Source organism: Streptomyces sp. LS-MS-L19 (assembly GCF_058382285.1).
Map to the genome: position 1 here is coordinate 6057055 of NZ_JBYCLL010000001.1, position 25084 is coordinate 6082138.

At 71.1% G+C, this 25084-nt stretch carries 22 protein-coding genes; 15 read left to right on the forward strand and 7 right to left on the reverse strand.

Annotated features, from left to right (window positions below; genetic code table 11):
• Positions 1–17 precede the first annotated feature (17 nt).
• From AC2XR2_RS27175 to AC2XR2_RS27195, 5 genes are all read left to right on the forward strand, one after another.
• Entirely contained in the window at positions 18–1061 is a 1044-nt protein-coding gene (locus tag AC2XR2_RS27175; protein ID WP_491516528.1) for an LCP family protein, read from the forward strand.
• A gap of 173 nt (positions 1062–1234) precedes the next feature.
• Entirely contained in the window at positions 1235–2641 is a 1407-nt protein-coding gene (locus AC2XR2_RS27180; protein WP_381307911.1) for an FG-GAP-like repeat-containing protein, read from the forward strand.
• A gap of 137 nt (positions 2642–2778) precedes the next feature.
• Positions 2779–3135 (forward strand): YciI family protein, encoded by a 357-nt coding sequence (locus tag AC2XR2_RS27185; protein ID WP_330264968.1) that lies wholly within the window; start codon positions 2779–2781, stop codon positions 3133–3135.
• Between the two features lie 61 nt (positions 3136–3196).
• Complete coding sequence (locus AC2XR2_RS27190; RefSeq protein WP_381307909.1) at positions 3197–4465, forward strand: RNA polymerase sigma factor; 1269 nt, start codon at positions 3197–3199, stop codon at positions 4463–4465.
• A gap of 113 nt (positions 4466–4578) precedes the next feature.
• On the forward strand, positions 4579–6627 hold the full coding sequence (locus tag AC2XR2_RS27195; protein ID WP_491516529.1) for a cell wall-binding repeat-containing protein: 2049 nt from the start codon (positions 4579–4581) through the stop codon (positions 6625–6627).
• Positions 6628–6634: 7 nt separating this feature from the next.
• Here AC2XR2_RS27195 and AC2XR2_RS27200 read toward each other — a convergent pair whose 3' ends face one another.
• Positions 6635–7810, reverse strand: coding sequence for a THUMP-like domain-containing protein (locus tag AC2XR2_RS27200; RefSeq protein WP_491516530.1), 1176 nt, complete (start codon positions 7808–7810; stop codon positions 6635–6637).
• A 90-nt stretch (positions 7811–7900) separates the two neighbouring features.
• Here AC2XR2_RS27200 and AC2XR2_RS27205 point away from each other — a divergent pair, with 90 nt between their 5' ends.
• The 4 genes from AC2XR2_RS27205 to groL all read left to right on the forward strand — a co-directional run bounded on the left by AC2XR2_RS27205 (position 7901) and on the right by groL (position 12006).
• Positions 7901–8872, forward strand: a complete 972-nt coding sequence (locus AC2XR2_RS27205) for a polysaccharide deacetylase family protein (protein ID WP_491516531.1) — start codon at positions 7901–7903, stop codon at positions 8870–8872.
• A complete protein-coding gene (locus tag AC2XR2_RS27210) occupies positions 8869–9663 on the forward strand; it encodes a polysaccharide deacetylase family protein (RefSeq protein ID WP_491516532.1) in 795 nt (264 codons plus the stop codon). Before AC2XR2_RS27205 ends, AC2XR2_RS27210 begins: the two co-directional genes overlap by 4 nt.
• A gap of 295 nt (positions 9664–9958) precedes the next feature.
• Positions 9959–10267, forward strand: a complete 309-nt coding sequence (gene groES / locus AC2XR2_RS27215) for a co-chaperone GroES (RefSeq protein ID WP_031477499.1) — start codon at positions 9959–9961, stop codon at positions 10265–10267.
• A 113-nt stretch (positions 10268–10380) separates the two neighbouring features.
• Positions 10381–12006, forward strand: a complete 1626-nt coding sequence (gene groL, locus AC2XR2_RS27220; RefSeq protein ID WP_381301508.1) for a chaperonin GroEL — start codon at positions 10381–10383, stop codon at positions 12004–12006.
• Positions 12007–12097: 91 nt separating this feature from the next.
• On the opposite strand, the gene AC2XR2_RS27225 is transcribed toward groL, so the two are convergent.
• The 3 genes from AC2XR2_RS27225 to AC2XR2_RS27235 form a co-directional block, all read right to left on the reverse strand.
• Positions 12098–12787 carry an ester cyclase gene (locus tag AC2XR2_RS27225; protein WP_381301509.1) on the reverse strand — a complete coding sequence of 230 codons (690 nt, stop codon included), beginning with the start codon at positions 12785–12787 and terminating at the stop codon, positions 12098–12100.
• A gap of 64 nt (positions 12788–12851) precedes the next feature.
• Positions 12852–13625, reverse strand: a complete 774-nt coding sequence (locus tag AC2XR2_RS27230) for an SDR family NAD(P)-dependent oxidoreductase (protein WP_391191645.1) — start codon at positions 13623–13625, stop codon at positions 12852–12854.
• Positions 13626–13675: 50 nt separating this feature from the next.
• Positions 13676–14344: an MOSC domain-containing protein gene (locus tag AC2XR2_RS27235; RefSeq protein ID WP_491516533.1), complete on the reverse strand. Its 669-nt coding sequence runs from the start codon at positions 14342–14344 to the stop codon at positions 13676–13678.
• Positions 14345–14424: 80 nt separating this feature from the next.
• Here AC2XR2_RS27235 and AC2XR2_RS27240 point away from each other — a divergent pair, with 80 nt between their 5' ends.
• Positions 14425–15336 carry a LysR family transcriptional regulator gene (locus AC2XR2_RS27240; protein WP_491516534.1) on the forward strand — a complete coding sequence of 304 codons (912 nt, stop codon included), beginning with the start codon at positions 14425–14427 and terminating at the stop codon, positions 15334–15336.
• Between the two features lie 45 nt (positions 15337–15381).
• Here AC2XR2_RS27240 and AC2XR2_RS27245 read toward each other — a convergent pair whose 3' ends face one another.
• On the reverse strand, positions 15382–15708 hold the full coding sequence (locus tag AC2XR2_RS27245; RefSeq protein ID WP_007384136.1) for a WhiB family transcriptional regulator: 327 nt from the start codon (positions 15706–15708) through the stop codon (positions 15382–15384).
• A 381-nt stretch (positions 15709–16089) separates the two neighbouring features.
• On the opposite strand from AC2XR2_RS27245, the gene AC2XR2_RS27250 reads away from it, so the two are divergent.
• From AC2XR2_RS27250 to AC2XR2_RS27265, 4 genes are all read left to right on the forward strand, one after another.
• A complete protein-coding gene (locus AC2XR2_RS27250) occupies positions 16090–16701 on the forward strand; it encodes a response regulator transcription factor (protein WP_003948568.1) in 612 nt (203 codons plus the stop codon).
• 284 nt (positions 16702–16985) lie between these two features.
• Positions 16986–17573 (forward strand): sigma-70 family RNA polymerase sigma factor, encoded by a 588-nt coding sequence (locus AC2XR2_RS27255; RefSeq protein ID WP_007384137.1) that lies wholly within the window; start codon positions 16986–16988, stop codon positions 17571–17573.
• A 141-nt stretch (positions 17574–17714) separates the two neighbouring features.
• Positions 17715–19217: an IMP dehydrogenase gene (gene guaB, locus AC2XR2_RS27260; RefSeq protein ID WP_330264957.1), complete on the forward strand. Its 1503-nt coding sequence runs from the start codon at positions 17715–17717 to the stop codon at positions 19215–19217.
• Positions 19218–19335: 118 nt separating this feature from the next.
• Positions 19336–20460 (forward strand): GuaB3 family IMP dehydrogenase-related protein, encoded by a 1125-nt coding sequence (locus tag AC2XR2_RS27265; protein ID WP_491516535.1) that lies wholly within the window; start codon positions 19336–19338, stop codon positions 20458–20460.
• A gap of 699 nt (positions 20461–21159) precedes the next feature.
• Here the strand turns inward: AC2XR2_RS27265 and AC2XR2_RS27270 are convergent.
• Positions 21160–21744, reverse strand: coding sequence for a hypothetical protein (locus tag AC2XR2_RS27270; RefSeq protein ID WP_491516536.1), 585 nt, complete (start codon positions 21742–21744; stop codon positions 21160–21162).
• 123 nt (positions 21745–21867) lie between these two features.
• Positions 21868–23085: a nucleotide sugar dehydrogenase gene (locus AC2XR2_RS27275; RefSeq protein WP_381301514.1), complete on the reverse strand. Its 1218-nt coding sequence runs from the start codon at positions 23083–23085 to the stop codon at positions 21868–21870.
• Positions 23086–23371: 286 nt separating this feature from the next.
• Here AC2XR2_RS27275 and AC2XR2_RS27280 point away from each other — a divergent pair, with 286 nt between their 5' ends.
• Positions 23372–25078: a glycerol-3-phosphate dehydrogenase/oxidase gene (locus AC2XR2_RS27280; RefSeq protein ID WP_381301515.1), complete on the forward strand. Its 1707-nt coding sequence runs from the start codon at positions 23372–23374 to the stop codon at positions 25076–25078.
• Positions 25079–25084 lie beyond the last annotated feature (6 nt).

The window sequence follows — 25084 nt, forward strand, 5'->3', positions numbered from 1 at the left end:
GACGTACGTTCCTTCCTGTGACGGGAGACGACGAGGGCAGACGGACGGGCCGGCGGCGGCGGTTGCTGAAGGCCGCCGGCCTCACCCTCGCGGGCGCCCTGGTACTGGGCATCGGGACGGTCGGCTGGGCGTACTGGCATCTCAACAGCAACATCAAGAGCGTCGACATCAACAGCGCGCTCGGCGACGACCGTCCCGCCAAGGTCACCCCGACCCCTTCGGCCTCGCAGACCTCGCAGGAGGCCCCGCTCCCCACCGAGGCCCTCAACATCCTGGTCCTCGGCTCCGACTCGCGCAGCGGCAAGGAGAACAAGGCGCTCGGCGGCGGCAGCAGCACCGGGGCCCGCTCCGACACCGCGATGGTCGTGCACGTCGACGCGGGGCGCACGGGGGCCACGGTCGTCAGCATCCCGCGCGACACCCTCGTCACCCGCCCCTCCTGCCCGCTGAAGAGCGGCGGCTCCACGGCGGTGGCGTACGGCGCGATGTTCAACAGCGCCTATTCGGTGGGCGGTCCGGTGTGCGCGGTCAAGACCGTCGAGTCGATCACGGACGTCCGCATGGACCACTACGTCGAGATCGACTTCTCCGGCTTCGCGAAGCTGGTGAACTCCCTCGGCGGGGTCACGGTCACCACGGACCAGGACATCGACGACGACGACAGCCACCTGCACCTGAAGGCGGGCACCCACCACCTGGACGGGAAGACGGCCCTCGCGCTCGCCCGCACCCGGCACGGCATAGGCGACGGCAGCGACCTGGGCCGCATCGGCCTCCAGCAGACCCTGGTGAAGGCGCTGCTGGAGCAGATCTCCGCGACGAACCTCCTGACCAGCCCCACCAAGCTGTACTCCGTCACCGACGCGATCACCGGCAGCCTCACCACCGACACCGGCCTCGACTCCCTGGCCGAGCTGATGAGCCTCGGCGAGAGCCTGAAGGGCCTGTCGAGCGACCGGGTGAAGACCGTGACCATGCCGGTGGTGACCGCGCCCTCCGACCCCAACCGGGTGGTCGCGAAGGAGCCCGCGGCGAGCGAGCTGTGGGAGTCGCTCCGCTGAGCTCTCGCCGAGCTCTCGCCGAGCTCTCGCCGAGCTCGCGCCGAGCTCGCGCCGAGCTCCGCCGAGTTCTCGCTGACGTGTTCACCGAAAAAACTGGATGACTGCTGCAACCAGCGCGCGTCCAGTGATGTCTGTTGCGGTGACCACACTGCAGTAACCAGGGGGAAACACAGATGTCCAACTCGCGTGCGTACAAAGCCTGGTCCGTACCGCTGATCGCCGGAGTGCTCGCGCTCGGCGGGATCCCCGCCCTCGCCGGCAGCGCCTCGGCGGCCGAATCGAAGGCCGTCCAGGACGACTTCAACGGGGACGGCTACAAGGACCTCGCCGTCGGCGCCCCGATCGCCACGGTCGGCGGCAAGAAGGGGGCGGGCTACGTCACCGTCATGTACGGCGGCCCGCACGGCCTGACCAAGGACAGCCGCACCATCATCAGCCGCTCCACCAGCGGCATCCCCGGCGATCCCGCCGCGGGCGAGAACTTCGGCTACCAGCTGTCCACGGGGGACCTGGACGGCGACGGGCGAACCGACCTGATCATCGGACAGGCCGACTCGAACCGGGACGCGGTCGTCGTCTGGGGCTCCAAGGAGGGCCTGTCCGGCGCGGTGTCCGTGCCCGCGGCGACCACCCAGGCGGGCGACTTCGACGGGGACAGCTGGCCGGACCTGGTCCTGTTCCGCGGCGGCCGGGCCCCGGGCGACGACCCGCTCGGCACCGAGGCCACCGTCTGGCGGGGCCCGATCTCCCGGGACGGGAAGCCGACCGCCACGCAGGACTTCGGCTCGCCCAAGGTGGAGCCCTACGACGTGATGTACGCGGCCGCCGGGGACGTCAACGGCGACGGCCGCGACGACCTCGCGCTGACCGTCTACATCGGCGAGGGCGGCGTCGGCTCCCAGCTGTACCTGGCCAACGCCTCCGGAGGCTTCAGCTACGTCGACTCCCCTGACGGCAGTGGCCAGGTGGCCTTCGGCGACGTCAACGGCGACGGCTTCGACGACGTCGTCCGGGGCGTCCCGAACGACTCCTCGGTCACCGTGGCCCTCGGCTCGGCGTCCGGTCTGAAGCCGGCGTCGACCTGGAAGTCGTACAGCCAGGACACCGAAGGAGTCCCGGGCGCCAAGGAGGAGGACGACCGCTTCGGCGACGCGGTGACCGCCGGTGACGTCAACAACGACGGCTACGCCGACGTGGCCGTCGGTTCGCCCGGCGAGAAGCTCGGCGACAAGCAAGGGGCCGGCATGGTCAACGTCCTCTACGGCGGCCGCGGCGGCCTGACCGGCACGGGCTCCCAGGGCTTCACCCAGGACACCGACGGCGTCCCCGGCGCCGCCGAGTCGGGCGACCAGTTCGGTGGCGCGGTCAGCATCCACGACATCAACGGCAACGGCTACGCGGACCTCGCGGCGGCGGCGCCCGGCGAGAACGGTGTCGAGGGCGCGAACGCCGGCGAAGGCGCCGTCTGGTCGCTGCGGGGACGTCCGACGGGCATCGTGACGGACGCGGCGTTCACCTTCGGACCGCGCACGGTCGGGGCGCCGGTCGACCGGGCGACCTTCGGCGGCTCGCTGTCGTAGCAGGTCAGGCGCATGCTTGAGGGCCCGGGAAAAATTCTCCGAAGAAATCCGCGGAGTCTGTCGATCCCGGGCCCTTCCGATCGACGCACTGGTGAGAGGCCGGGAAGGACCGGCCCCGCACCGATCGAGGAGTCACCATGCCGCGTTACCTGTCGATGGTCCGGATCGACGAGCAGAACGCCCCCGCCGAGGGCCCCAGCGACGCCCTGATGCAGCGCATGGGCGAGCTGATCGAGGAGATGACGAAGGCCGGGGTGCTGCTGGACACCGCCGGGCTGACGCCGACCGCGCAGGGGACCCGGGTCCACTGGGAGAAGGGCGAGCTGTCGGTGACCGACGGGCCCTTCACCGAGGCCAAGGAGGTCGTCGGCGGGTACGCCATCGTCCAGGCCAAGGACATGGCCGAGGCGATCGAGTGGACCAAGCGCTTCCTGAAGGTCCACGAGGAGCACTGGACGGTCACCTGCGAGGTGCGGGAGATCGTCGAGGGCTGAGGCCCGGGGATCGCATCGCCTTCCTTGGCCGTACGGCCGTGACGGTGTCGAATGGGGGGCTGTGACCACCTCACAGCCCTCCCGCACCGATGCCCGGTCCTCCGTCGAGACCGTCTTCCGCCTGGAGTCCCCCCGGATCATCGCCGGCGTCACCCGGGTCGTCCGGGACGTCGGCATCGCCGAGGAACTCGCGCAGGACGCGCTGGTCGCCGCGCTGGAGCAGTGGCCCCGCGACGGCGTCCCCGACAACCCCGGCGCCTGGCTCATGGCCATCGCGCGCCGCAAGGCCGTCGACCTGGTCCGCCGCCGGGAGAACTACGCCCGCAAGCTGGCCGAGATCGGCCGGGACCTGTCGGAGACGGCCCCGCCGGAGGAGCCCGCCGACCCCGAGGACATCGACGACGACCTGCTCAGGCTCGTCTTCACCACGTGCCACCCGGTGCTGTCCGCGGAGGCCCGCACCGCGCTCACCCTGCGGTTGCTCGGCGGCCTCACCACCCCCGAGATCGCCCGCGCCTTCCTCGTGCCGGAGGCCACGGTCGCCCAGCGGATCGTGCGCGCCAAGCGGACCCTCGCCACGAAGAACATCGCCTTCGAGGTGCCCTACGGCCCCGACCGCGAGGCCCGCCTCGGCTCGGTCCTGGACGTCATCTACCTGATCTTCAACGAGGGGTACGCGGCCACCGCGGGCGACGACTGGCTGCGCCCGTCCCTGTGCGAGGACGCCCTGCGGCTGGCCCGGCTGCTGTCCGCGCTCATGCCCAAGGAACCCGAAGTGCACGGCCTGGCGGCCCTGTTGGAGTTCCAGGCCTCCCGCACCGCGGCCCGTACCGGACCGCGCGGCGAACCCGTCCTGCTCAAGGACCAGAACCGCAGCCGCTGGAACCGCATGCTCATCGCCCGCGGCATCAAGGCCCTGGCCCGCGCGGACGCCACGGCCACCGGCGCCCCGGGCCCCTACGTCCTCCAGGCCGGCATCGCCGCCTGCCACGCGCACGCGTACTCCTACGAGGAGACCGACTGGCGGGCCATCGCCACCCTCTACGCCCTGCTCGCCGCCCGCGCCCCCTCCCCGGTCGTGGAACTCAACCGCGCGGTCGCCGTCTCCATGGCCGAGGGACCGGCCCCGGCCCTGGAGATCGTCGACGCCCTCACCGCTGAACCCGCCCTGCACGACTACCACTTGCTGCCGAGCGTCCGCGGCGACCTCCTCGCCCGCCTCGGCCGTACGGCGGAGGCCCGGGCCGAGTTCGAGCGGGCGGCCGCGCTGACCCGCAACGAGCGGGAGCGGGACCTGCTCCTCGACCGGGCGCGGGAATGCGGATCTTGACCTGAATTCGCACAGGTGTTTACCAGTAACTCGGTTCCCTCGTGTTTCCTTGCGAATTAAAGTGACTCAGCCCCCTGCGCGGGGGCTGTGACATCCCATGGGGGGACGACAACTTGAGACAGTCCATGCGCCGCCGTGCCGCGGCGCTCGCGACCGCGGCGGCCCTCGCCGCGGTGGGCACCCTGGCCGCCGCGCCCGGCGCCTCCGCCGACGACGCCGGCCCCTGGCCGGGCACCGAGGGACGGCTGCTGACCGACGGCCCGGTCCTCGTCGATCCGGTCACCGGGGCGAAGAGCCAGATCCCGAACACCGGCTCGGGCGACGACGGTGCCTGGGCGCCCGACGGCAGCCGGTTCGCCACCGCCTACGGCCAGACCATCACCAGCATCCGCCCCAGCGGTGGTGCCAGGCTCACCCTGCCCACGGCCGAGGGCGTGCGCTCCAGCGCCGTCTACGAGGACCTGACGTTCTGGTGGGGCGGCCAGTACGTGGTCTTCTCCACCGGCGGCCAGCTCGCCTACGGCCCCTCCGACGGCGCCTACGCACCGCGCCCGCTGCTGACGGCGGCCCAGGAACCCGCGAACGTCTGCGACACCGACCCGACGGCGAGCCCGTCCGGCAAGCTCGCCTTCGAACGCCGGATCAACTTCGGCTGCGCCGACAACGCCGGGATCTACGTCTACGACCCGTCGGCGAAGACAGTCAAGCGGGTGCTGGCCAACGCCGAGCAGCCCGCCTACTCGCCCGACGGCACCAAGCTGGCCTTCGTCCGCAAGGACACCGACGGCAAGCTCCAGGTCTTCACGGCGAACGCCGACGGCACCGGCGTCAAGCAGGTCACCACCGGCCCCGGTTACGCCGTCAACCCGTCCTGGTCGCCGACCGGCAAGCGCATCGTCTTCGACGCGCACACCACCGGCGACAGCACCGACGTGCACACCACCGCGTACGTCGACCTGGCCACCGGCGGGGTCACGACGGTTCCGGGCACCCCGCAGGGCAGCAACCCCAGCTGGCAACCGCTGCGCAAGAACGACACCGCCCGCATCTGGGGCTCCGACAGCTACACCACCACGATCGCCGGCTCCCGCTGGACCTGGAACAAGGTCGGGCAGCACGTGCCGGGCCTGATGGACGCCAAGGCCGCGGTGCTCACCAACCGGGACAGCACGGCGTACGCGCTCACCGCGCCCGCGCTGGCCGGCAAGAAGCAGGGGCCGGTCCTGCCGACTCCGAAGACGGGGCTGTCCGCGGCGGTGAAGGCCGAGCTGAAGCGGGTGCTGAAGCCGGGCGCGAACGTCTACCTCCTGGGCAACACGTCCATCCTCACCAGCAGCGTCACCTCGCAGGTCAAGGCGCTCGGCTTCACGCCCAAGCGGCTGACCGGCGCGGACCGCTTCGCGACCTCGGTGGCCGTGGCCAAGACGATCACCACCGCCCCGAAGTACGTCTTCCTGGCCTCCGGCACCGACGCCTACGCGTCCCTCCCCGCGGCCGCCGCGGCCGGCGCCGACGGCACGGGCAGCTCGGGCGGCCTGGTCCTGAGCAACGGCAAGAAGCTGTCCTCGTCGGTGAAGTCGTACCTGAACGGCATCAACCCGAACAAGACCATGGTCATCACGGTCGGCGCGGACGCCAAGTACGCCCTCACCCACACGTCGTTCTCCCGGTGGCCCTCCTCGGCGTCGTACTACCCGATCACGGGGAGCACGAAGGAATCCCTCTCGGTGAACGTCGCCAAGTTCTGGTGGAACGCGCCGGCCAATGTCGCGCTCGCCTACTCCGGCTCCTGGCGCGACGGTCTGTCCGCGGCCTCGGCGATGAACGTCTTCGGACCCGTGCTGTGGACCACGCGTCCGGCCCTGTCGAAGGAGGTCACGAGCTACCTGCTGCGTGAGTCCGCGAGCATCAACACCGCGGTCGCCTTCGGCGGTACGGGCTCGGTCACGGCGGGCGCGCTGAACACCGCGGGCGCCTCGATGGCCGCGAACGGCGGCCAGGTCACGTACACGGCGTACTACAACGGCAACGAGCCCGCGAGCAGCCGGACGGCGAGCCGGGCCCTGGGCGCGGACACCGGCGCCTCCGCCACCGCGGCACGGCCGGCCCCGGCCGGCCCCGTCCCGCACCTGGAGCCGCTCAGGACACCCCTGCACCCGTAACGGCGGGTCAGACCCGGGCGGGGGCGCCGATCAGCATGGTCGGCGCCCCCGCCACCCGGGTCAGGAACACGGTCGCCGAGTGCGGCCCCTGCGGCTTCGGCAGCGCCTTGCGCCGCAGCTCCTCCGGCTCGACGGCCGACCCGCGCTTCTTCACGGTCAGGACACCGACCTCCCGCTCCCGCAGCAGCGCCTTCAACTTCTTGACGTTGAAGGGGAGTTGATCGGTGATCTCGTACGCGGTGGCGTACGGCGTCCCGCGCAGCGCGTCCGCGGTGACGTAGGCGATGGTCGGGTCGATCAGCCCGCCGTCGAGTTCCTCGGCCACCTCGGCCACCAGATGGGCCCGGATGACGGCCCCGTCGGGCTCGTACAAGTACCGCCCCACGGACCGGACTCCGGGATCGGGCAGCCTCCGGCCGAGCAGGGTCCGCGGTCCCGGCAGCAGCGTCGCCCGTACCTCACCCGGCCCGGTGCCGAACCACAGCACCGCCTCCTTCACGTCCCCGCCGTCCGAGATCCATTCGGCCTCCGCCTGTGCGGGGACCGCCTCGTGCGGGATGCCGGGCGCCACCTTCAGCGCCGCGTGCGGGGCCCCGAGGGCCGCCTGGACGGCCCAGGAGAGCGGCGGCGAGTAGGCCTCCGGGTCGAAGATGCGCCCGCGTTTCGTGGAGCGCCTGGCCGGGTCCACGAACACGGCGTCGTACCCGCCCGTGTCGACCTCCGTGACGTCCGCCTCCCGTACGTCGATCAGGTCGGCGAGTCCCAGCGCGTCCGCGTTCGCCCGCGCGGCCGCCGCCGTGAGCGGGTCCCGGTCCACCGCGAGGACCCGGATCCCGGCCCGGGCCAGCGCGATCGCGTCACCGCCGATCCCGCAGCACAGGTCGGCGACGGACCGCACCCCCAGCGCCCGGAAGCGCTCCGCCCGGTAGGCGGCGACACTCGCCCGCGTCGACTGCTCCACCCCGTTCGGCGTGAAGAACATCCGCCCCGCGTCCTCGGCCCCGAACTTCGCCACCGCCCGCTGCCGCAGCCGGGCCTGGCCGAGCGCGGCGGAGACCAGTTCGGCGGGATGCTCGCGGCGCAGCCGGGTGGCGACGGCGAGTTCGTCCGCGGGGGCGGTGCCGCGCACGGTGTCGAGGAGGGCGCGGCCCTCGGGGGTGAGGAGCGGGGCGAGGTCGTTCACCGGGTCATTGTGGGCCAGTCGGTGGACGGCGCGCTTCCGGTGGCGGTGTCGACCCGGGATCAGGGGTGTGACCTGCGAGGATCCCGCCCCATGGGAACAGTAGGACAAAAGTATAAAAACAGTGCTTTTGTGGTGTCGCTCCGCAGTGGGCTCGTCCTCCTGGCCGTGGCCGCCCTTGTCTCCGGCTGTGCCGGTCAGGACGGAACCGACCCGCGGTCCCCGCGGGCCGCCGGGACCCGGGGAGGGCAGCCCCTGAAGGCGCCCCCGGCCCCCGCCGTCGACTTCGCGGCCGACCTCCAGGCCGACAAGACCCGCATCCGGGCCGCCGCACTCCGCGCCGAGCGGGCCCGGATCGCCGCCGCCCGGCGCTGGGGTCTGAAGCGGACCCCGCTCGTTGCGCCGCCCGCCCCCGCGCAGAAGCCCCGCATCACCACCCGCCGCGGCTTCGAGGTCGACGGCCACGAGGAGAACGGACTCCCGCCGGTCTTCACCACGATCCCCACCGACCGGAAGATCGTCTTCCTGACCGTCGACGACGGCGCCGAGAAGGACCCCGCTTTCCTGCGGATGATGAGCGAACTGAAGGTCCCGTACACCGCCTTCCTCAGCGACTACCTGATCAAGAGCGACTACGGCTACTTCGCGAGCATGCGGGACCGGGGGGTCGCACTGAACAACCACACCCTCCACCACCCCTACCTGCCCGCGCTGTCGTACGCCCGCCAGAAGCACGAGATCTGCGGGATGCAGGACGTCATCGAGAAGCGCTACGGCACCCGGCCCCTGCTCTTCCGCCCGCCCTACGGCAACTACAACGAGGACACCCTGCGAGCCGCGAAGTCCTGCGGGGTGCGGTACGCGCCGATCTGGAACGAGGAGGTCTTCGTCGACCACTGGGAGTACCGCGAGACCGACCAGCGGATCCACCCCGGTGACATCGTGCTCAGCCACTTCCGGGGCCGGGGGGACTGGAAGGGCACCATGCCCGACATGGTCCGCCGCTTCCTGGACGAGGTCACGGCCGAGGGGTACGCCGTCGCACGCCTGGAGGACTACCTGTGAGACCTCGGGCACTGGTCGCCGCGGGACTGGCGGCCGCACTGCTCACCGGCTGCGCCCAGTCCGTCGACCCCATCGAACGGCTGGGCCGCAAGGCCGCCCAGCGGGTGGGGTCGAACGGCCCGGCCGGCGCGGACGGACGGCCGTACCGCCACTGGGGCCTCACCGCCCCCCTGCCCGCGCCCCCGCGCCGGCCGGCGCGCCCGGTCGCGGTGGACCCGGACGGCCCGCTGGCGGTGGTGAAGCGGGTGCCGACGTCCGACAAGGTCGTCTTCCTCACCTACGACGACGGCGCCGAGAGGGACCCGCGGTTCGTCGACCTGGTCCGCGAACTGCGGCTCCCGGTCAGCCTGTTCCTCACGAACACCGTCGCCGGACCCGGGTACGGCCACTTCGCGCGCCTCCAGTCGGTCGGCGCGAGCATCCAGAACCACACCCTCGACCACCCCGCCCTGCGCGGCCTGCCCTACGCCGGCCAGCGCGCCGAGATCTGCGGCCAGCAGGAGAAACTCCACGCCCGCTTCGGCATCCGCCCGCGCCTGTTCCGGCCCCCCTACGGGACGTACGACACCACGACCCGCCGCGCGGCGACCGACTGCGGCCTGGCGGCACTCGTGCTGTGGAGCGCCGCGGTGGAAGGCCGTGCCCTGGAGCGTCCGCCGCGGGCGGGGGACATCGTGTCGGTGGCGTCGGGCGAGGCGACGGGCCCGAGCCTGACGGAACGGACGACGGCGGTGCTGAGGGAGATCGAACGGCGGGGCCTGACGGTGGGAAAGCTGGAGGACTACCTGTAGAAATTTCAGCCCGTCCGGCGTTTGAGGACGAGGCCGCAGGCCGATGGGGGTCCGGGGGCGCAGCCCCCGGGACGCTCACCCCCACCCACCCGCACCAGAACCCGGCACGCCAGCGCAGCGAATTGGCACTCCGCTTGACCGAGTGCTAACCGTGGTCATAGTCTCGGCTCTGGCACTCCGCAGGTGAGAGTGCCAACACAGCGACGGGCAGGTCCGGCACCCGCGACGACGGATCGACCTGGTCGCCACCTCAGACAGTTAACCCCGTGAGATCTCCGAAGGGGGAGGTCGGATCGTGACGACCGCCAGCTCCAAGGTTGCCATCAAGCCGCTCGAGGACCGCATCGTGGTCCAGCCGCTCGACGCCGAGCAGACCACGGCCTCTGGCCTGGTCATCCCGGACACCGCGAAGGAGAAGCCCCAGGAGGGCGTCATCCTCGCCGTGGGCCCGGGCCGCTTCGAGAACGGCGAGCGCCTGCCGCTCGACGTGAAGGTCGGCGACATCGTGCTGTACAGCAAGTACGGCGGCACCGAGGTGAAGTACAACGGCGAGGAGTACCTCGTCCTCTCGTCCCGCGACGTGCTCGCGGTCATCGAGAAGTAATTCACCGCTTTTTGCTTGTGAGCTGCGCCCCGGTCTCCCGCCACCTTATGAAGCCGGGCGTCTGGGGCGCAGTTCGTTTCACCCCAATTTTCCGAGAGGGCTGAACCGCTCCCATGGCGAAGATCCTGAAGTTCGACGAGGACGCCCGTCGCGCCCTCGAGCGCGGCGTCAACAAGCTTGCCGACACGGTGAAGGTGACGATCGGCCCCAAGGGCCGCAACGTCGTCATCGACAAGAAGTTCGGCGCCCCCACCATCACCAACGACGGCGTCACCATCGCCCGTGAGGTCGAGGTCGAGGACCCGTACGAGAACCTCGGCGCGCAGCTGGTGAAGGAGGTGGCGACCAAGACCAACGACATCGCGGGTGACGGTACGACCACCGCCACCGTGCTCGCCCAGGCGCTGGTGCGCGAGGGCCTGAAGAACGTCGCCGCGGGTGCCTCCCCGGCGCTGCTGAAGAAGGGCATCGACGCGGCCGTCGCCGCGGTCTCCGAGGACCTCCTCGCGACCGCCCGCCCGATCGACGAGAAGTCCGACATCGCCGCCGTGGCCGCGCTGTCCGCCCAGGACCAGCAGGTCGGCGAGCTCATCGCCGAGGCGATGGACAAGGTCGGCAAGGACGGTGTCATCACCGTCGAGGAGTCCAACACCTTCGGCCTGGAGCTCGACTTCACCGAGGGCATGGCCTTCGACAAGGGTTACCTGTCCCCGTACATGGTCTCCGACCAGGAGCGTATGGAGGCCGTCCTCGACGACCCGTACATCCTGATCAACCAGGGCAAGATCTCCTCGATCCAGGACCTGCTGCCGCTCCTCGAGAAGGTCATCCAGGCGGGCGCCTCCAAGCCGCTGCTGATCATCGCCGAGGACGTCGAGGGCGAGGCCCTGTCGACCCTGGTCGTCAACAAGATCCGCGGCACCTTCAACGCGGTCGCCGTCAAGGCCCCCGGCTTCGGCGACCGTCGCAAGGCGATGCTCCAGGACATGGCGACGCTGACCGGCGCCGAGGTCATCTCCGAGGAGGTCGGCCTCAAGCTCGACCAGGTCGGCCTGGACGTGCTGGGCTCCGCCCGCCGTGTCACGGTCACCAAGGACGACACCACGATCGTCGACGGCGCCGGTGACTCCGCCGCCGTCCAGGGCCGGGTCGCCCAGATCAAGGCCGAGATCGAGAACACCGACTCCGACTGGGACCGCGAGAAGCTCCAGGAGCGCCTCGCGAAGCTGGCCGGCGGCGTGTGCGTGATCAAGGTCGGCGCCGCCACCGAGGTGGAGCTGAAGGAGAAGAAGCACCGTCTGGAGGACGCCATCTCCGCGACCCGCGCCGCGGTCGAGGAGGGCATCGTCTCCGGTGGTGGCTCCGCTCTGGTCCACGCCGCCAAGGTGCTCGAGGGCGGCCTCGGCAAGACCGGCGACGAGGCCACCGGTGTCGCCGTCGTCCGCAAGGCCGTCGTCGAGCCGCTGCGCTGGATCGCCGAGAACGCTGGCCTCGAGGGCTACGTCATCACCTCCAAGGTCGCCGAGCTCGACAAGGGCCAGGGCTTCAACGCCGCCACCGGCGAGTACGGCGACCTGGTCAAGGCCGGCGTCATCGACCCGGTCAAGGTCACCCGCTCCGCCCTGGAGAACGCCGCCTCCATCGCCTCCCTCCTCCTGACGACCGAGACCCTGGTCGTCGAGAAGAAGGAAGAGGAGGAGCCGGCCGCCGCCGGGCACGGCCACGGCCACGCCCACTGAGCCCACCGCTCACAAAGGAGCCCCCGCTCCCTCTCCACGCGGAGAGAGGGCGGGGGCTTTCCCCTTCGCGGGCCTCGCGGGGCCACCCCGGTCACTGACCGAGGACCCCCAGCTGTTCCATCAGCCCCGCCCGGTCGTACTGCCACCAGCCCTCACAGATCATCCCGTCCCGGAACCGGTGCCAGGTGGTCCCGGTCATGGTGACGTTCTGCCCGCTCGCCGGGATGCCCACGAACTCGCCGGTGTGCTTGCCGGCCCAGGTCCAGCGGGTGCACACCCGGTCGTCCTGGGCGATCTGGTCGTCCACGCGGAAGCTGAAGGTGAAGGCCCGCCGCCACCCCTCGTACTCCTCGCGCGCCGCCTCCAGCCCGAGATCCCCGGGATTGGCGGGATCATGGTCGAGGTAGTCGTCGGTGAACCGCTCGAACAGCTCCGCCGTCCCGGCCCGCCCGGCCCGCTCGAAGAACTCCCGTGACGCCGCCGGGTTGAGCTGCTCGTCCCGCACCACCTCCAGGTCGGTGAAGGTCGGCATCTCGTCGCACAGCGCGACCATCCCCTGGAAGATCCGCTCCGTCTCCGGCAGCCCCGAGTTCCGCATCGCCTCCTCGTACGACGGGAACTCCACGATCTCGACGAAGTGCGACGCGTCGGACCGGTCCTTGCCGACCACCGCGTGCGTCGCGGTCCGCTTCCCCTTGGTCTGCTCGACCCAGGTGTCCATCAGCCGGTCCATCTCGTCGAAACGGCTGGTCCTGCAGTCGATGAGCTGTACGAACGTCATGCGCGATCACCTCCGGCCCCCCTGGGTCCGGTTCGAACAGCACCATTGTCCGCCTTTTCGGGCCCTACTGCGGCCCGTACTTCCGCCCCGTCCTGGACGAGATCCCGCCCAGCAGCCCCCGCGGCGCCACCTTCACCAACCCCATGAGCGCCTTGTACCGCGGGTCCGGGATCGACAGGGTCTTGCCCCGGGCCAGATCGCCCAGGGCCGCCGCCACCAGTTTGTCCGCGTCGAGCCACATCCAGTTCGGGATGTTGTCCGTGCCCATGCCGGCCCGCTGGTGGAACTCCGTGCGGACGAAGCCGGGGCACAGCGCCATCAGGCGTACGCCGCTGCCCGCCAGGTCCTTCGCCACGCCCTGGGTGAACTGCACGACCCACGCCTTCGAGGCGCCGTAGGTCCCGCGCGGGACGAACGCGGCCACCGACGCGACGTTCACCACGCCCCCGCGCCCCCGCTCCCGCATCGCCTCCGTCGCCGCCGACGTCAGTCGCAGCACCGCCTCGCAGTGCACCTTGAGCATCTTCAGCTCGTCGGCCATGGAGACGTCGAGATAGCGGCCCTTGTTGCCGAAGCCGGCGTTGTTGACCAGGAGGTCGACGGGGGACTTGCGGTCGGAGAGGCGGGCGGCGACCGTCTCGATGCCCTCGTCGGTGGCGAGGTCGGCGGTGCGGACCTCCACCTCGACGCCGTGCCGGTCGTGGAGTTCGGTCGCCTGCTCCTGGAGCCGCTTGGTGTCGCGGGCCACCAGCACCAGGCTGTGCCCGTCGGCCGCGAGCCGCCGTGCGAACGCGGCACCGATGCCCGCGGTCGATCCCGTAATCAATGCCGTTGTCATGGCGCAAGGTTAATGACCAGGACCGACAGCGTCCGCCTGCCCGGGTCCCGTCAGGCGCCGTGCTTCTCCACGTAGTCGAGCGCCCACTTCCGCACCTCCGGGTGGAGCGCCTCGCCCGCCGCCAACAGCCGTGGCTGGAGCGGCCGTTCGGTGGTCATCGCCCGGAAGGCCAGGGCCACCGTCACGTCGTGGTCCGGCCGGTGCACGATCTCGACGAGGTCCCCGGTGCGGATCTCGCCGGGCTGGATCACCCGCAGATACGCGCCCGGCGCGCCCTTCTGCGTGAACCGCTTCACCCAACGCGGCTCGCCCATGTGGCCCTGGAAGGTCCCGCACGGGATCCGGGCGGAGGTGACCTCCAGCACCACCTCGGGCCCGATGCGCCAGCGTTCGCCGATCCGCGCGCGGGAGACGTCCACACCGAGGGTCGTGAGGTTCTCGCCGAAGGAGCCGTTGGCCAGCGGGCGGCCCAGCGAAGCCTCCCACTCGTCCAGATCCTCGCGCGCCATCGCGTACACCGCCTGGTCGTCGCCGCCGTGATGCTGCTTCTTGCACACCGCGTCCCCGGCGAGCGCGCTCCCGCCGATGCCCTTGGGCCCCGGTGCGGTCACCCGCACGGGCCCCTCCACCGGACGCTTGTCGATACCGGTCACGCCCTCGGGGTTGTCCGTGTACGACACGGCCTTCGCACGGCCCAGATTCACCGACAGAAGCTTCATGGCGGCACGGTAGGCGACCGATTCCCAAAGACGCCACGCATTATTCGGCGTCGTACCAAAGCCCCACTTATCCTCGAGCCGTGATCGAGGCCCGTCATCTCCGTGTCCTGCGTGCCGTCGCCGCCACCGGCTCCTTCTCCGCCGCGGGGCGCGAACTGGGCTGCACCCAGCCCGCCGTCAGCCAGCAGATGAAGGCCCTGGAGGCGTCCGTGGGCACTCCTCTGGTCGTCCGCAGCGGGCGGGAGATGCGCCTGACGCAGGCGGGCGAGGCCCTGGTCCGGCACGCGGCCGGGATCCTGGCCGGCCTCACGGCCGCCGAGGAGGAGCTCGCCGCCATCGCCGGCCTGCGGGCCGGCCGGGTCCGGCTCGTCTCCTTCCCCAGCGGCAGCTCCACCCTGGTCCCCACCGCCCTCGCCGCCCTGCGCGCCGCCCACCCCGGCACCCGGGTCTCCCTGGAGGAGGCCGAACCCCCGCAGTCCGTCGCCCTGTTGCGCGAAGGCGACTGCGACGTCGCGCTCGCCTTCCGCTACGAGGGCGCGGCCCAGGAGGGGGAGTGGGACGACCTCGTCGTACGGCCCCTGCTCACCGACCGGCTCGTCGCCCTCGTACCGGAGCGGCACCGCCTGGCGCGCGCGGGGTCCGTGGCCATCGGGGAGCTCGCCGGGGAGTCGTGGATCGCCGGATGTCCGCGCTGCCGGGGCCAGTTGGTCGAGGTCTGCGAGAGCTCCGGCTTCACGCCCCGCATCGACTTCGCGACCGACGATTACCCGGCGGTCGTCGGCCTGGTGGGCGCCGGGCTGGGGGTCGCCGTACTGCCGCAGCTCGCCGTGGAGTCCGTACGGCCGCGGGGCGCACGCACGGTGACGCTGGAACCGGCGGTCCGGCGGGAGATCGTCGCACTCACCCTGCCCGACCTGGCCCGGGTGCCGGCGGTCGCGGCGACGCTGGAGCGGCTCGCGGCCGCGGCGGGACAGAAGTCGGGACAGACGTGAGGAAGGGCACGCGCGCGCGTGCCCTTCCAATGGAGAAACGTTCCTTCAATTGTTCGATGCGCCGCTCCCGACGGACGACGCCGACACCAGCCGGTGCCGCGCCCGCCCCATGAGCTCCTCGCGCTCGTCCTCGGTCAGCCCGCCCCACACGCCGTACGGCTCTCTCACCGCGAGCGCGTGCGCCGCGCACTGCGCGCGCACCGGGCACCTCATGCAGACCTCCTTGGCCGAGTTCTCGCGAGCGCTCCGAGCCGCACCGCGCTCGCCCTCCGGATGGAAGAAGAGCGAGCTGTCCACCCCGCGGCAGGCAGCCAGGAGCTGCCAGTCCCACAGGTCCGCGTTCGGTCCTGGAAGGCGGGAGAAATCTGCCATTGCGTGACCCCTTGTAGCCGTTCTGGGCGGATACGGTGTCCACGACCGTACATCTACGATCTAAGGATATGAAAATATGACTCATTGCGAATCTAGCCTCAGACACCAGGAAATGGGAAGAAAAGGGTCTGAATGGGGCATGGGTTGTGATGAAACGTTGTGGGTCCGCCGTGCATGTCTGCACCGTGTCCGCGCCCTCACGTAGAGTGCCGAAGACAGTGTGCAGCCCCGTAACTCTTTCGGGTGACCGTCGTTGAGAGTGCGGAGGCGGTTGAAACAACAAGTGCTCGGGCAGGCGTCCGAGACGGTCGACCGCACAGGTGACGATTTCGTACCAGCCTGGAGGCTCAAGGTGACGTGCATCAGCTGCGGAGGGCGGCCATGACATCCGTCCTCGTCTGCGACGACTCCCCGCTTGCCCGAGAGGCGCTGCGCCGCGCGGTCGCGACCGTGCCCGGCGTCGAGCGCGTGACGACCGCGGCCAACGGCGAGGAAGTCCTCCGCCGCTGGGGCGCGGACCGTTCGGACCTGATTCTGATGGACGTACGCATGCCCGGTCTGGGCGGCGTCGAGACCGTGCGGCGGCTGCTGTCCGCGGACCCCGGTGCGCGGATCATCATGCTCACCGTCGCGGAGGACCTGGACGGGGTCGCGCTCGCGGTGGCCGCGGGGGCGCGCGGCTACCTCCACAAGGACGCGTCCCGCGCGGAGTTGAGGGCGACTGTCACGCAGGCGCTCGCCGACCCGACGTGGCGGCTCGCCCCCCGTCGGCTGCGGTCCGCCGAGATGGGCGCGGCGCCCACGCTCACCGCGCGTGAGATCCAGGTGCTCGAGGGCATGAGCCACGGTCGGTCCAACGCCGAGATCGGGCGCGAGCTGTTCCTCTCCGAGGACACCGTCAAGACGCACGCCCGGCGGCTGTTCAAGAAGCTGGGTGCGTCGGACCGGGCGCACGCCGTGGCGCTCGGGTTCCGGTGGGGTCTGGTTCGCTAGGAGCTCGATCGGATCGGTCGTCGTATTGGTGCGGGCCCGTCGTGGCTGGTCGCGCAGTTCCCCGCGCCCCTGAAGGGGCGCGGTCGAGCGGCCTCTTCGATGCCCCGCTGCTTGTTTCGCGGCGGATGCCGCATCCTTGAGATGTGGAGTCTCTCGGGGACGAGTCGGTCGAGCGGAAGGGGAGGGCGCAGGGTATGGGTTCCGGCGCACCTGCTCATAACGCTTCGGTGCACAACAACCAGCGCGATGCCACGGATCCAACGACGCCAAGGCACCATGGACCGATGCGCGACGACGAGGCGGCTCATCCCCATGGGGCGATCGGTGCGCTCGTCCACAGCGCCGTGGAAGGGGACGAGCAGGCCACGCACGACCTGCTCGCCCATGTCCACCCGCTGGCCCTGCGCTACTGCCGCACCCGTCTGTCCCGCCTCCCGGGCGACGCCCGGCACTTCGTGGAGGACCTCGCGCAGGAGGTCTGCGTAGCCGTCCTCCTCGCCCTGCCGCGCTACCGGGACACCGGGCGCCCCTTCGAGGCGTTCGTCTTCGCCATCGCAGCCCACAAGGTCGCCGACCTCCAGCGCGCCGCGATGCGCCACCCCGGTTCCACGGCCGTCCCCTCGGACGAGATGCCCGAGCGGCCCGACGACTCCCTCGGTCCCGAGGAGCGGGCGCTGCTCAGCAGTGACGCGGAATGGGCCAAGAAGCTCCTGGCCAACCTCCCCGAGAACCAGCGCGAGCTGCTGCTGCTGCGCATCGCCGTGGGGTTGACGGCGGAGGAGACGGGTCAGATGTTGGGAATGTCACCCGGCGCGGTCCGTGTGGCGCAGCACCGGGCGCTGAGCAGGCTGCGGGCCCTGGCCGAGCAGTGAGGGCCGCTGCCTGAACAGGCCCCGCGCCGATTCCGTACGAATATACGAAGCCCGGAGTGCGTCCGAACCGTGGAATGTGACGGCCTCGCTTCCCGTTAGCATGGACATCCGCACCGATCAAGGCCATTTGGGGAAGGTGTCATGACTGCAAACGTCGACGGAGTGCCCGACAAATTCGCGACGCTCGGGCTGACCTACGACGACGTGCTGCTGCTGCCGGGAGCCTCCGAGGTACTCCCCAACGCGGTCGACACCTCGTCCCGCATCTCCCGCAATGTCCGGGTGAACATCCCCCTGCTGTCCGCCGCCATGGACAAGGTGACCGAGTCCCGCATGGCGATCGCGATGGCCCGCCTCGGCGGCGTCGGCGTGCTGCACCGCAACCTCTCGGTCGAGGACCAGGTCAACCAGGTCGACCTGGTGAAGCGGTCCGAGTCCGGCATGGTCACCGACCCCATCACCGTGCACCCCGAGGCGACCCTCGCCGAGGCCGACGCGCTGTGCGCCAAGTTCCGCATCAGCGGGGTCCCGGTCACCGACCCGGCCGGCAAGCTCCTCGGCATCGTCACCAACCGCGACATGGCCTTCGAGTCGGACCGCAGCCGCCAGGTGCGCGAGGTCATGACGCCGATGCCGCTGGTCACCGGCCAGGTCGGCATCTCCGGCACCGACGCCATGGACCTGCTGCGCCGGCACAAGATCGAGAAGCTGCCGCTGGTCGACGACGCCGGTGTCCTCAAGGGCCTGATCACCGTCAAGGACTTCGTCAAGGCGGAGAAGTACCCCAACGCCGCCAAGGACGCCGAGGGCCGCCTGCTCGTCGGTGCCGCCGTCGGCGCCAGCCCCGAGGCCCTGGAGCGCGCCCAGGCGCTCGCCGAGGCCGGGGTGGACTTCCTCGTCGTCGACACCTCGCACGGCCACAACAGCAACGCGCTGAGCTGGATGTCGAAGATCAAGTCCAGTGTCGGCGTCGACGTCATCGGTGGCAATGTCGCCACCCGCGACGGCGCCCAGGCGCTCATCGACGCCGGTGTCGACGGCATCAAGGTCGGCGTGGGCCCCGGCTCCATCTGTACGACCCGTGTCGTCGCCGGCATCGGCGTCCCGCAGGTCACCGCGATCTACGAGGCCTCCCTCGCCGCCCGCCCGGCCGGCATCCCGCTCATCGGCGACGGCGGCCTCCAGTACTCCGGCGACATCGGCAAGGCGCTCGCCGCCGGCGCCGACACCGTGATGCTCGGCTCGCTGCTCGCGGGCTGCGAGGAGTCGCCCGGCGAGCTCCAGTTCATCAACGGCAAGCAGTTCAAGTCGTACCGCGGCATGGGCTCGCTCGGTGCCATGCAGTCCCGGGGCCAGGCGAAGTCGTACTCGAAGGACCGCTACTTCCAGGCCGAGGTCGGCTCCGACGACAAGCTCGTCCCCGAGGGCATCGAGGGCCAGGTGCCCTACCGCGGCCCGCTCTCCAGCGTCCTGCACCAGCTCGTCGGCGGTCTGCGCCAGACCATGGGCTACGTGGGCGCGGCCACCATCGACGAGATGGAGTCCAAGGGCCGCTTCGTGCGGATCACCTCCGCGGGCCTGAAGGAGTCGCACCCGCACGACATCCAGATGACGGTCGAGGCGCCGAACTACAGCCGTAAGTGAGTCCTTCCTGAAGGCCACGCGCGCGTGAGGGCGGCTCCGGGAGCATCCGGGGCCGCCCTTGTCGTACCCGTCGGGGATACTGGAAGGCGCTGCAACGCATCAGGGAAAGGCCACACACGTGACTGAGATCGAGATCGGGCGCGGCAAGCGCGGCCGCCGGGCGTACGCCTTCGACGACATCGCCGTCGTCCCCAGCCGTCGTACGCGCGACCCGAAGGAGGTCTCGATCGCCTGGCAGATCGACGCCTACCGCTTCGAGCTGCCCTTCCTGGCCGCCCCCATGGACTCGGTCGTCTCCCCGGCCACCGCGATCCGCATCGGCGAGCTCGGCGGCCTCGGCGTGCTGAACCTCGAAGGCCTGTGGACGCGGCACGAGGACCCGCAGCCGCTGCTCGACGAGATCGTCGGCCTGAACTCCGAGACGGCCACCCGGCGCCTCCAGGAGATCTACTCCGCCCCCATCAAGGAGGAGCTGATCGGCGCGCGCATCAAGGAGGTGCGCGACTCCGGCGTGGTCACGGCGGCCGCGCTCTCCCCGCAGCGCACGGCGCAGTTCTCCAAGGCCGTGGTGGACGCGGGCGTGGACATCTTCGTCATCCGCGGTACGACCGTCTCGGCGGAGCACGTCTCGGGTTCGCACGAGCCGCTGAACCTGAAGCAGTTCATCTACGAGCTCGACGTCCCGGTGATCGTCGGCGGCTGCGCCACCTACACGGCCGCCCTGCACCTGATGCGCACCGGCGCGGCGGGCGTCCTGGTCGGCTTCGGCGGCGGCGCGGCGCACACGACCCGCAACGTACTGGGCATCCAGGTGCCCATGGCGACCGCCGTGGCCGATGTCGCCGCGGCCCGGCGCGACTACATGGACGAGTCCGGCGGCCGGTACGTGCACGTGATCGCCGACGGCGGTGTCGGCTGGTCCGGCGACCTCCCCAAGGCGATCGCCTGCGGCGCGGACGCCGTGATGATGGGCTCCCCGCTGGCCCGCGCCACCGACGGGCCGGGTCGCGGGCACCACTGGGGCATGGAGGCCGTCAACGAGGAGCTGCCGCGCGGCAAGAAGGTCGACCTCGGCACGGTCGGCACCATCGAGGAGGTCCTCACCGGTCCGTCGCACATCCCGGACGGCTCGATGAACTTCTTCGGCGCGCTGAAGCGGGCGATGGCGACCACCGGGTACAGCGAGCTGAAGGAGTTCCAGCGCGTCGAGGTGACGGTGGCGGACTCGCAGCACAAGCGGTAGCGGCAGGGCTTACGACGGCTTGAGGGCCGGTCATCCCGGGTGGGGTGGCCGGCCTTTTGCGTGCCCTGGCGCTTTGTGAGGTGGGCGGCGCGTGGGGTGGTGCGGGGGCGCGCGGTTGCGTTCGGGGTGGAAACGGGCTGGTCAGGCGGGGCGAGGGCGATAGCGTCCGTGTCGGCGCCCCAGTCTTCTGGAGCGCCCCCTTCCAAGGATTTGGTTCCAGGCCCCGCTCCTCGGGGCCTGGCCCGATGTCCAACGAACCGTCTACCAGGCCACTGGGCGGTGTCGTGGAAGGGGGCGCCGATGGGTCGCCACCGCAAGCCCACCCGCTGGGACCGGATCCGTCTTCGGATGGTGAAGTGCCGGAGGAGGTGGATCTTGCGGATTTTCGGATGGTGAGCGGCCGCCCCCACAAAGACTAGGGGCGGACACTCCGTGAACCATCCAGGAGCCTGCCGCAGTGGCCGCTGCGGTGGGCTCCACCTGGTGGGCGTGATGGTGAGCGGCCGCCCCCAAGCAGCGTAGGGGCGGATACTCCGTGATCCATCCACGAGCCTGCCGCATTGCCACCTGCGGCGGACCCCACCTGTCTCCGTAAGGTACCCGCGCCGCGCCTCGCATGCCACCAGCCCCGGAGCCCGCCGCACCCACGCGCCCCCCTTCACCCCCGATGCGCCGCCCCTTTGCCGGGTGCCGGCAGCGTCAGTGCGCCGCCTTCTTGGCGCCGGTGAAGGCGACGTACGCGGCGATCGCGAAGAACAGGAACGTCAGCGGGTCGGCGTCCGCCTTCCATGCCTCCTGGAGGACGTCGAAGTGCTGGAAGAAGAGTTCGCTGAAGCTCAGCGGGGTCTCCTTGGCGCCGATGATCCCCTCGCCCACCAGCTGGCCGATGTAGACGGAGCCCAGCGACAGGACCGCGCTGGCCACCGGCAGTACGGGGTTGCGGCCACCGAGGCGCCCTGCGGCGAGGCCGACCAGGAAGCCGACGCCGACCGCCGCCCAGCCGATCTCGTGCTTGGTCAGGCCGATGATCGCGCCGTAGACACCGCCGGCCACCAGGGCGGCGACGAAGGCGGCCACCAGGCCGAGGCCGAGGTTGTTGCGCACCGGAGCGGGGGCGGGGACGGCCCCGTACGGGACTCCCGGTGCCGGAGGCGGGGGCACGGCGCCGGGTTGCGGGGCGTACGGAGCGCCGTCGGCCGGCTGCGGCGCCGACGGGACGCCGTCGACCGGCTGGGGCTCGGGCTGGGCGGGCGGCTGGGCAGGCGGTGGCGCTGACTGGCTCATGACAGAAATCCCCCCACGGGATGGAACAAGCGGAATGGTGAAGCAGAGAAGCGTGCGCACGACTGTGCGACGAGTGAGGGGAGATTAACAGGTGGGTCCGACAGCGCCACCGGCGTTTTGACGTCAGAGGCGGTGCGCCGCCCCCGTGGGCGTGGCCCCCCGCGTGTCCAGCAGCAGCTGGGCCTTCACCGACAGGCCCTGGAGGTCGTACGTCCGGTGCTGCTGGAGCAGGATCGTCAGGTCCGCGTCGGCCGCCGCCTCGTAGAGGGAGTCCGCGCGGGGGACCGGGCGGTCCAGGACGCTCCAGGACGGGACGTGGGGGTCGTGGTAGCTGACGGAGGCGCCGAGTTCCATCAGGCGTACGGCGACCTCCTGGGCGGGGGTGGCCTGCTGGTCGGCGAGGTCGGGCTTGTAGGTGACGCCGAGCAGGAGGATCCGGGCGGCGCGCGCGGACTTGCCGTGCTCGTTGAGGAGGGCGGCGGCGCGCTGGACGACGTAACGCGGCATCTGGTCGTTGACCTGCCGGGCGAGTTCGACCATGCGCAGGGAGCGGCCGCCGCCGGGGCTGCCGGCGGTCAGGTCGCGGGGGACCGCGTGGCCGCCGACGCCCGGGCCGGGGCGGAAGGCGTGGAAGCCGAACGGCTTGGTCTCCGCGCAGCGGATGACGTCCCAGAGGTCGACGCCGAGGTCGTGGCAGAGGACGGCCATCTCGTTGACGAGAGCGATGTTGACGTGGCGGAAGTTGGTCTCCAGGAGCTGGACCGTCTCCGCCTCGCGCGGGCCACGCGCGCGTACCACCTTGTCGGTGAGACGTGAGTAGAAGGCCGCCGCCGACTCCGTGCACGCGGGCGTGAGGCCGCCGATCACCTTGGGGGTGTTGGCGGGGGTGAAGTCGCGGTTGCCGGGATCCACGCGGGTGGGCGAGTAGGCGAGGTGGAAGTCGCGGCCCGCGCGCAGACGTGAGCCCTCTTCGAGGAGCGGGCGCAGGAATTCCTCCGTGGTGCCGGGGGGCACCGGGGACTCCAGGATCACCGTGGTGTGCGGGCGCAGGTGCGCGGCCAGGGTGCGGGCGGCCGTCTCGACCTGGCTCAGGTCCAGGCCGCCGTCCGGGCCCGCCGGGGTCGGGGCGCAGATGACCGCCGTACGGACACGGCCGAGTTCGGCCGGCCCCGCGGCCGTCCGGAAGCCCCCCGAGAGCATCCGGCGCAGTTCGGCGGGGCTGAGGGAGCCGGGTTCGGGGCCCGTGCGGTAGCCGACCGTGGCGATGCCGGCGGCGACGGCGGCCTGGGCCAGGGGCAGTCCGTAGGGACCGAGTCCGATCACGGCGAGATCTGCGGGCATGGCGTGGGCCGTCCTTCCCAGTAACCGAAGCGGGACAGGTGCGCAAGCCCTGTGGACTGGACGAGCGAGCGCAATGTCAGACTAGGAGTAAATATGACCGAAATACGGGATTGGTTCCGTGTGTCTTCGGGCGGCGCTGTGAGCTCACGTGGCCTACGGGGTACGCGCCAGTGAAAGTTGTCCACAGGCTGGGGGCGACTGGTGGCTGAAGTCGGGCAGGCCGGTCAGACTTTGGGCAGGGGTGGGACACGTGTGGGACCGGCGTGACCGACAGCGGGAGGCAGTGGTGAGGACAGCGACACTGGGACCGGCGCAGCGCGCCGAGTCACTCGCGGCGATGGCCGAGCGCGAACTGGATGTGCTGGTGGTGGGTGGCGGAGTGGTCGGAGCGGGCACCGCGCTCGACGCGGTGACCCGGGGCCTGTCCGTGGGCCTGGTCGAGGCGCGTGACTGGGCGTCGGGGACCTCCAGCCGCTCCAGCAAGCTGATCCACGGTGGCCTGCGCTATCTGGAGATGCTCGACTTCGCCCTCGTACGCGAGGCGTTGAAGGAGCGCGGGCTGCTGCTCGAACGGCTCGCCCCGCACCTCGTGAAGCCCGTGGCCTTCCTGTACCCCTTGCAGCACAAGGCCTGGGAGCGGTGGTACGCCGGATCGGGCGTCGCGCTCTACGACGCGATGTCGATGGCGCGCGGGCACGGCCGGGGGCTCCCCCGGCACCGGCATCTGAGCCACCGTCACGCCCTGCGTGTCGCACCCGCCTTGAGGAAGGACGCACTGGTCGGGGCGCTCCAGTACTACGACGCCCAGATGGACGACGCCCGCTTCGTGGCCACCCTCGTGCGCACCGCGACCGCCTACGGCGCCAAGACCGCCAACCGCGCGCGCGTGACCGGGTTCCTGCGCGAGGGCGAGCGGGTGGTCGGGGCCCGGGTGGAGGACGTCGAGGCGGGCGGGGAGTACGAGATCCGCGCCAAGCAGGTCGTCAACGCCACCGGGGTGTGGACCGACGACACCCAGGGGATGGTCGGCGAGCGGGGGCAGTTCCACGTCCGCGCCTCCAAGGGCATCCACCTCGTCGTGCCCAAGGACCGCATCCACTCCTCGACCGGGCTGATCCTGCGCACCGAGAAGTCGGTGCTGTTCGTCATCCCCTGGGGCCGGCACTGGATCATCGGCACCACCGACACCGACTGGGACCTCGACAAGGCCCATCCGGCGGCCTCCAGCGCGGACATCGACTACCTGCTGGAACACGTGAACTCCGTGCTCGCGGTCCCGCTGACCCGCGACGACGTCCAGGGCGTGTACGCGGGCCTGCGTCCGCTGCTCGCCGGGGAGTCGGACGCCACCAGCAAGCTCTCGCGCGAGCACACCGTGGCGCACCCGGTGCCGGGGCTCGTCGTCGTGGCGGGCGGCAAGTACACGACGTACCGGGTCATGGCCAAGGACGCCGTCGACGAAGCGGTGCACGGGCTCGACACCCGGGTCGCCGAGTGCGTCACGGAGGACGTGCCGCTGCTGGGCGCGGAGGGGTACCGGGCGCTGTGGAACGCGCGGGCGCGGATCGCCGCGCGCACCGGACTCCATGTCGTGCGGGTGGAGCACCTGCTGAACCGGTACGGCTCCCTCGCGGAGGAGGTCCTCGACCTCATCGCCGCGGACGCGTCGCTGGGCGAACCGCTGCACGCGGCCGACGACTACCTGCGCGCCGAGATCGTGTACGCGGCCTCGCACGAGGGGGCCCGGCACCTGGACGACGTGCTGACCCGGCGCACCCGCATCTCCATCGAGACCTTCGACCGGGGCGTGCGGTCCGCCCGCGAGGCCGCCGAGCTGATGGCGCCGGTGCTGGGCTGGAACAAGGACCAGATCGAGCGCGAGGTCGAGCACTACGAGAAGCGGGTGGAGGCGGAGCGGGAGTCGCAGCGGCAGCCGGACGACCTGACGGCGGACGCGGCGCGGTTGGGCGCCCCGGACATCGTGCCGCTCTAGTCCGGC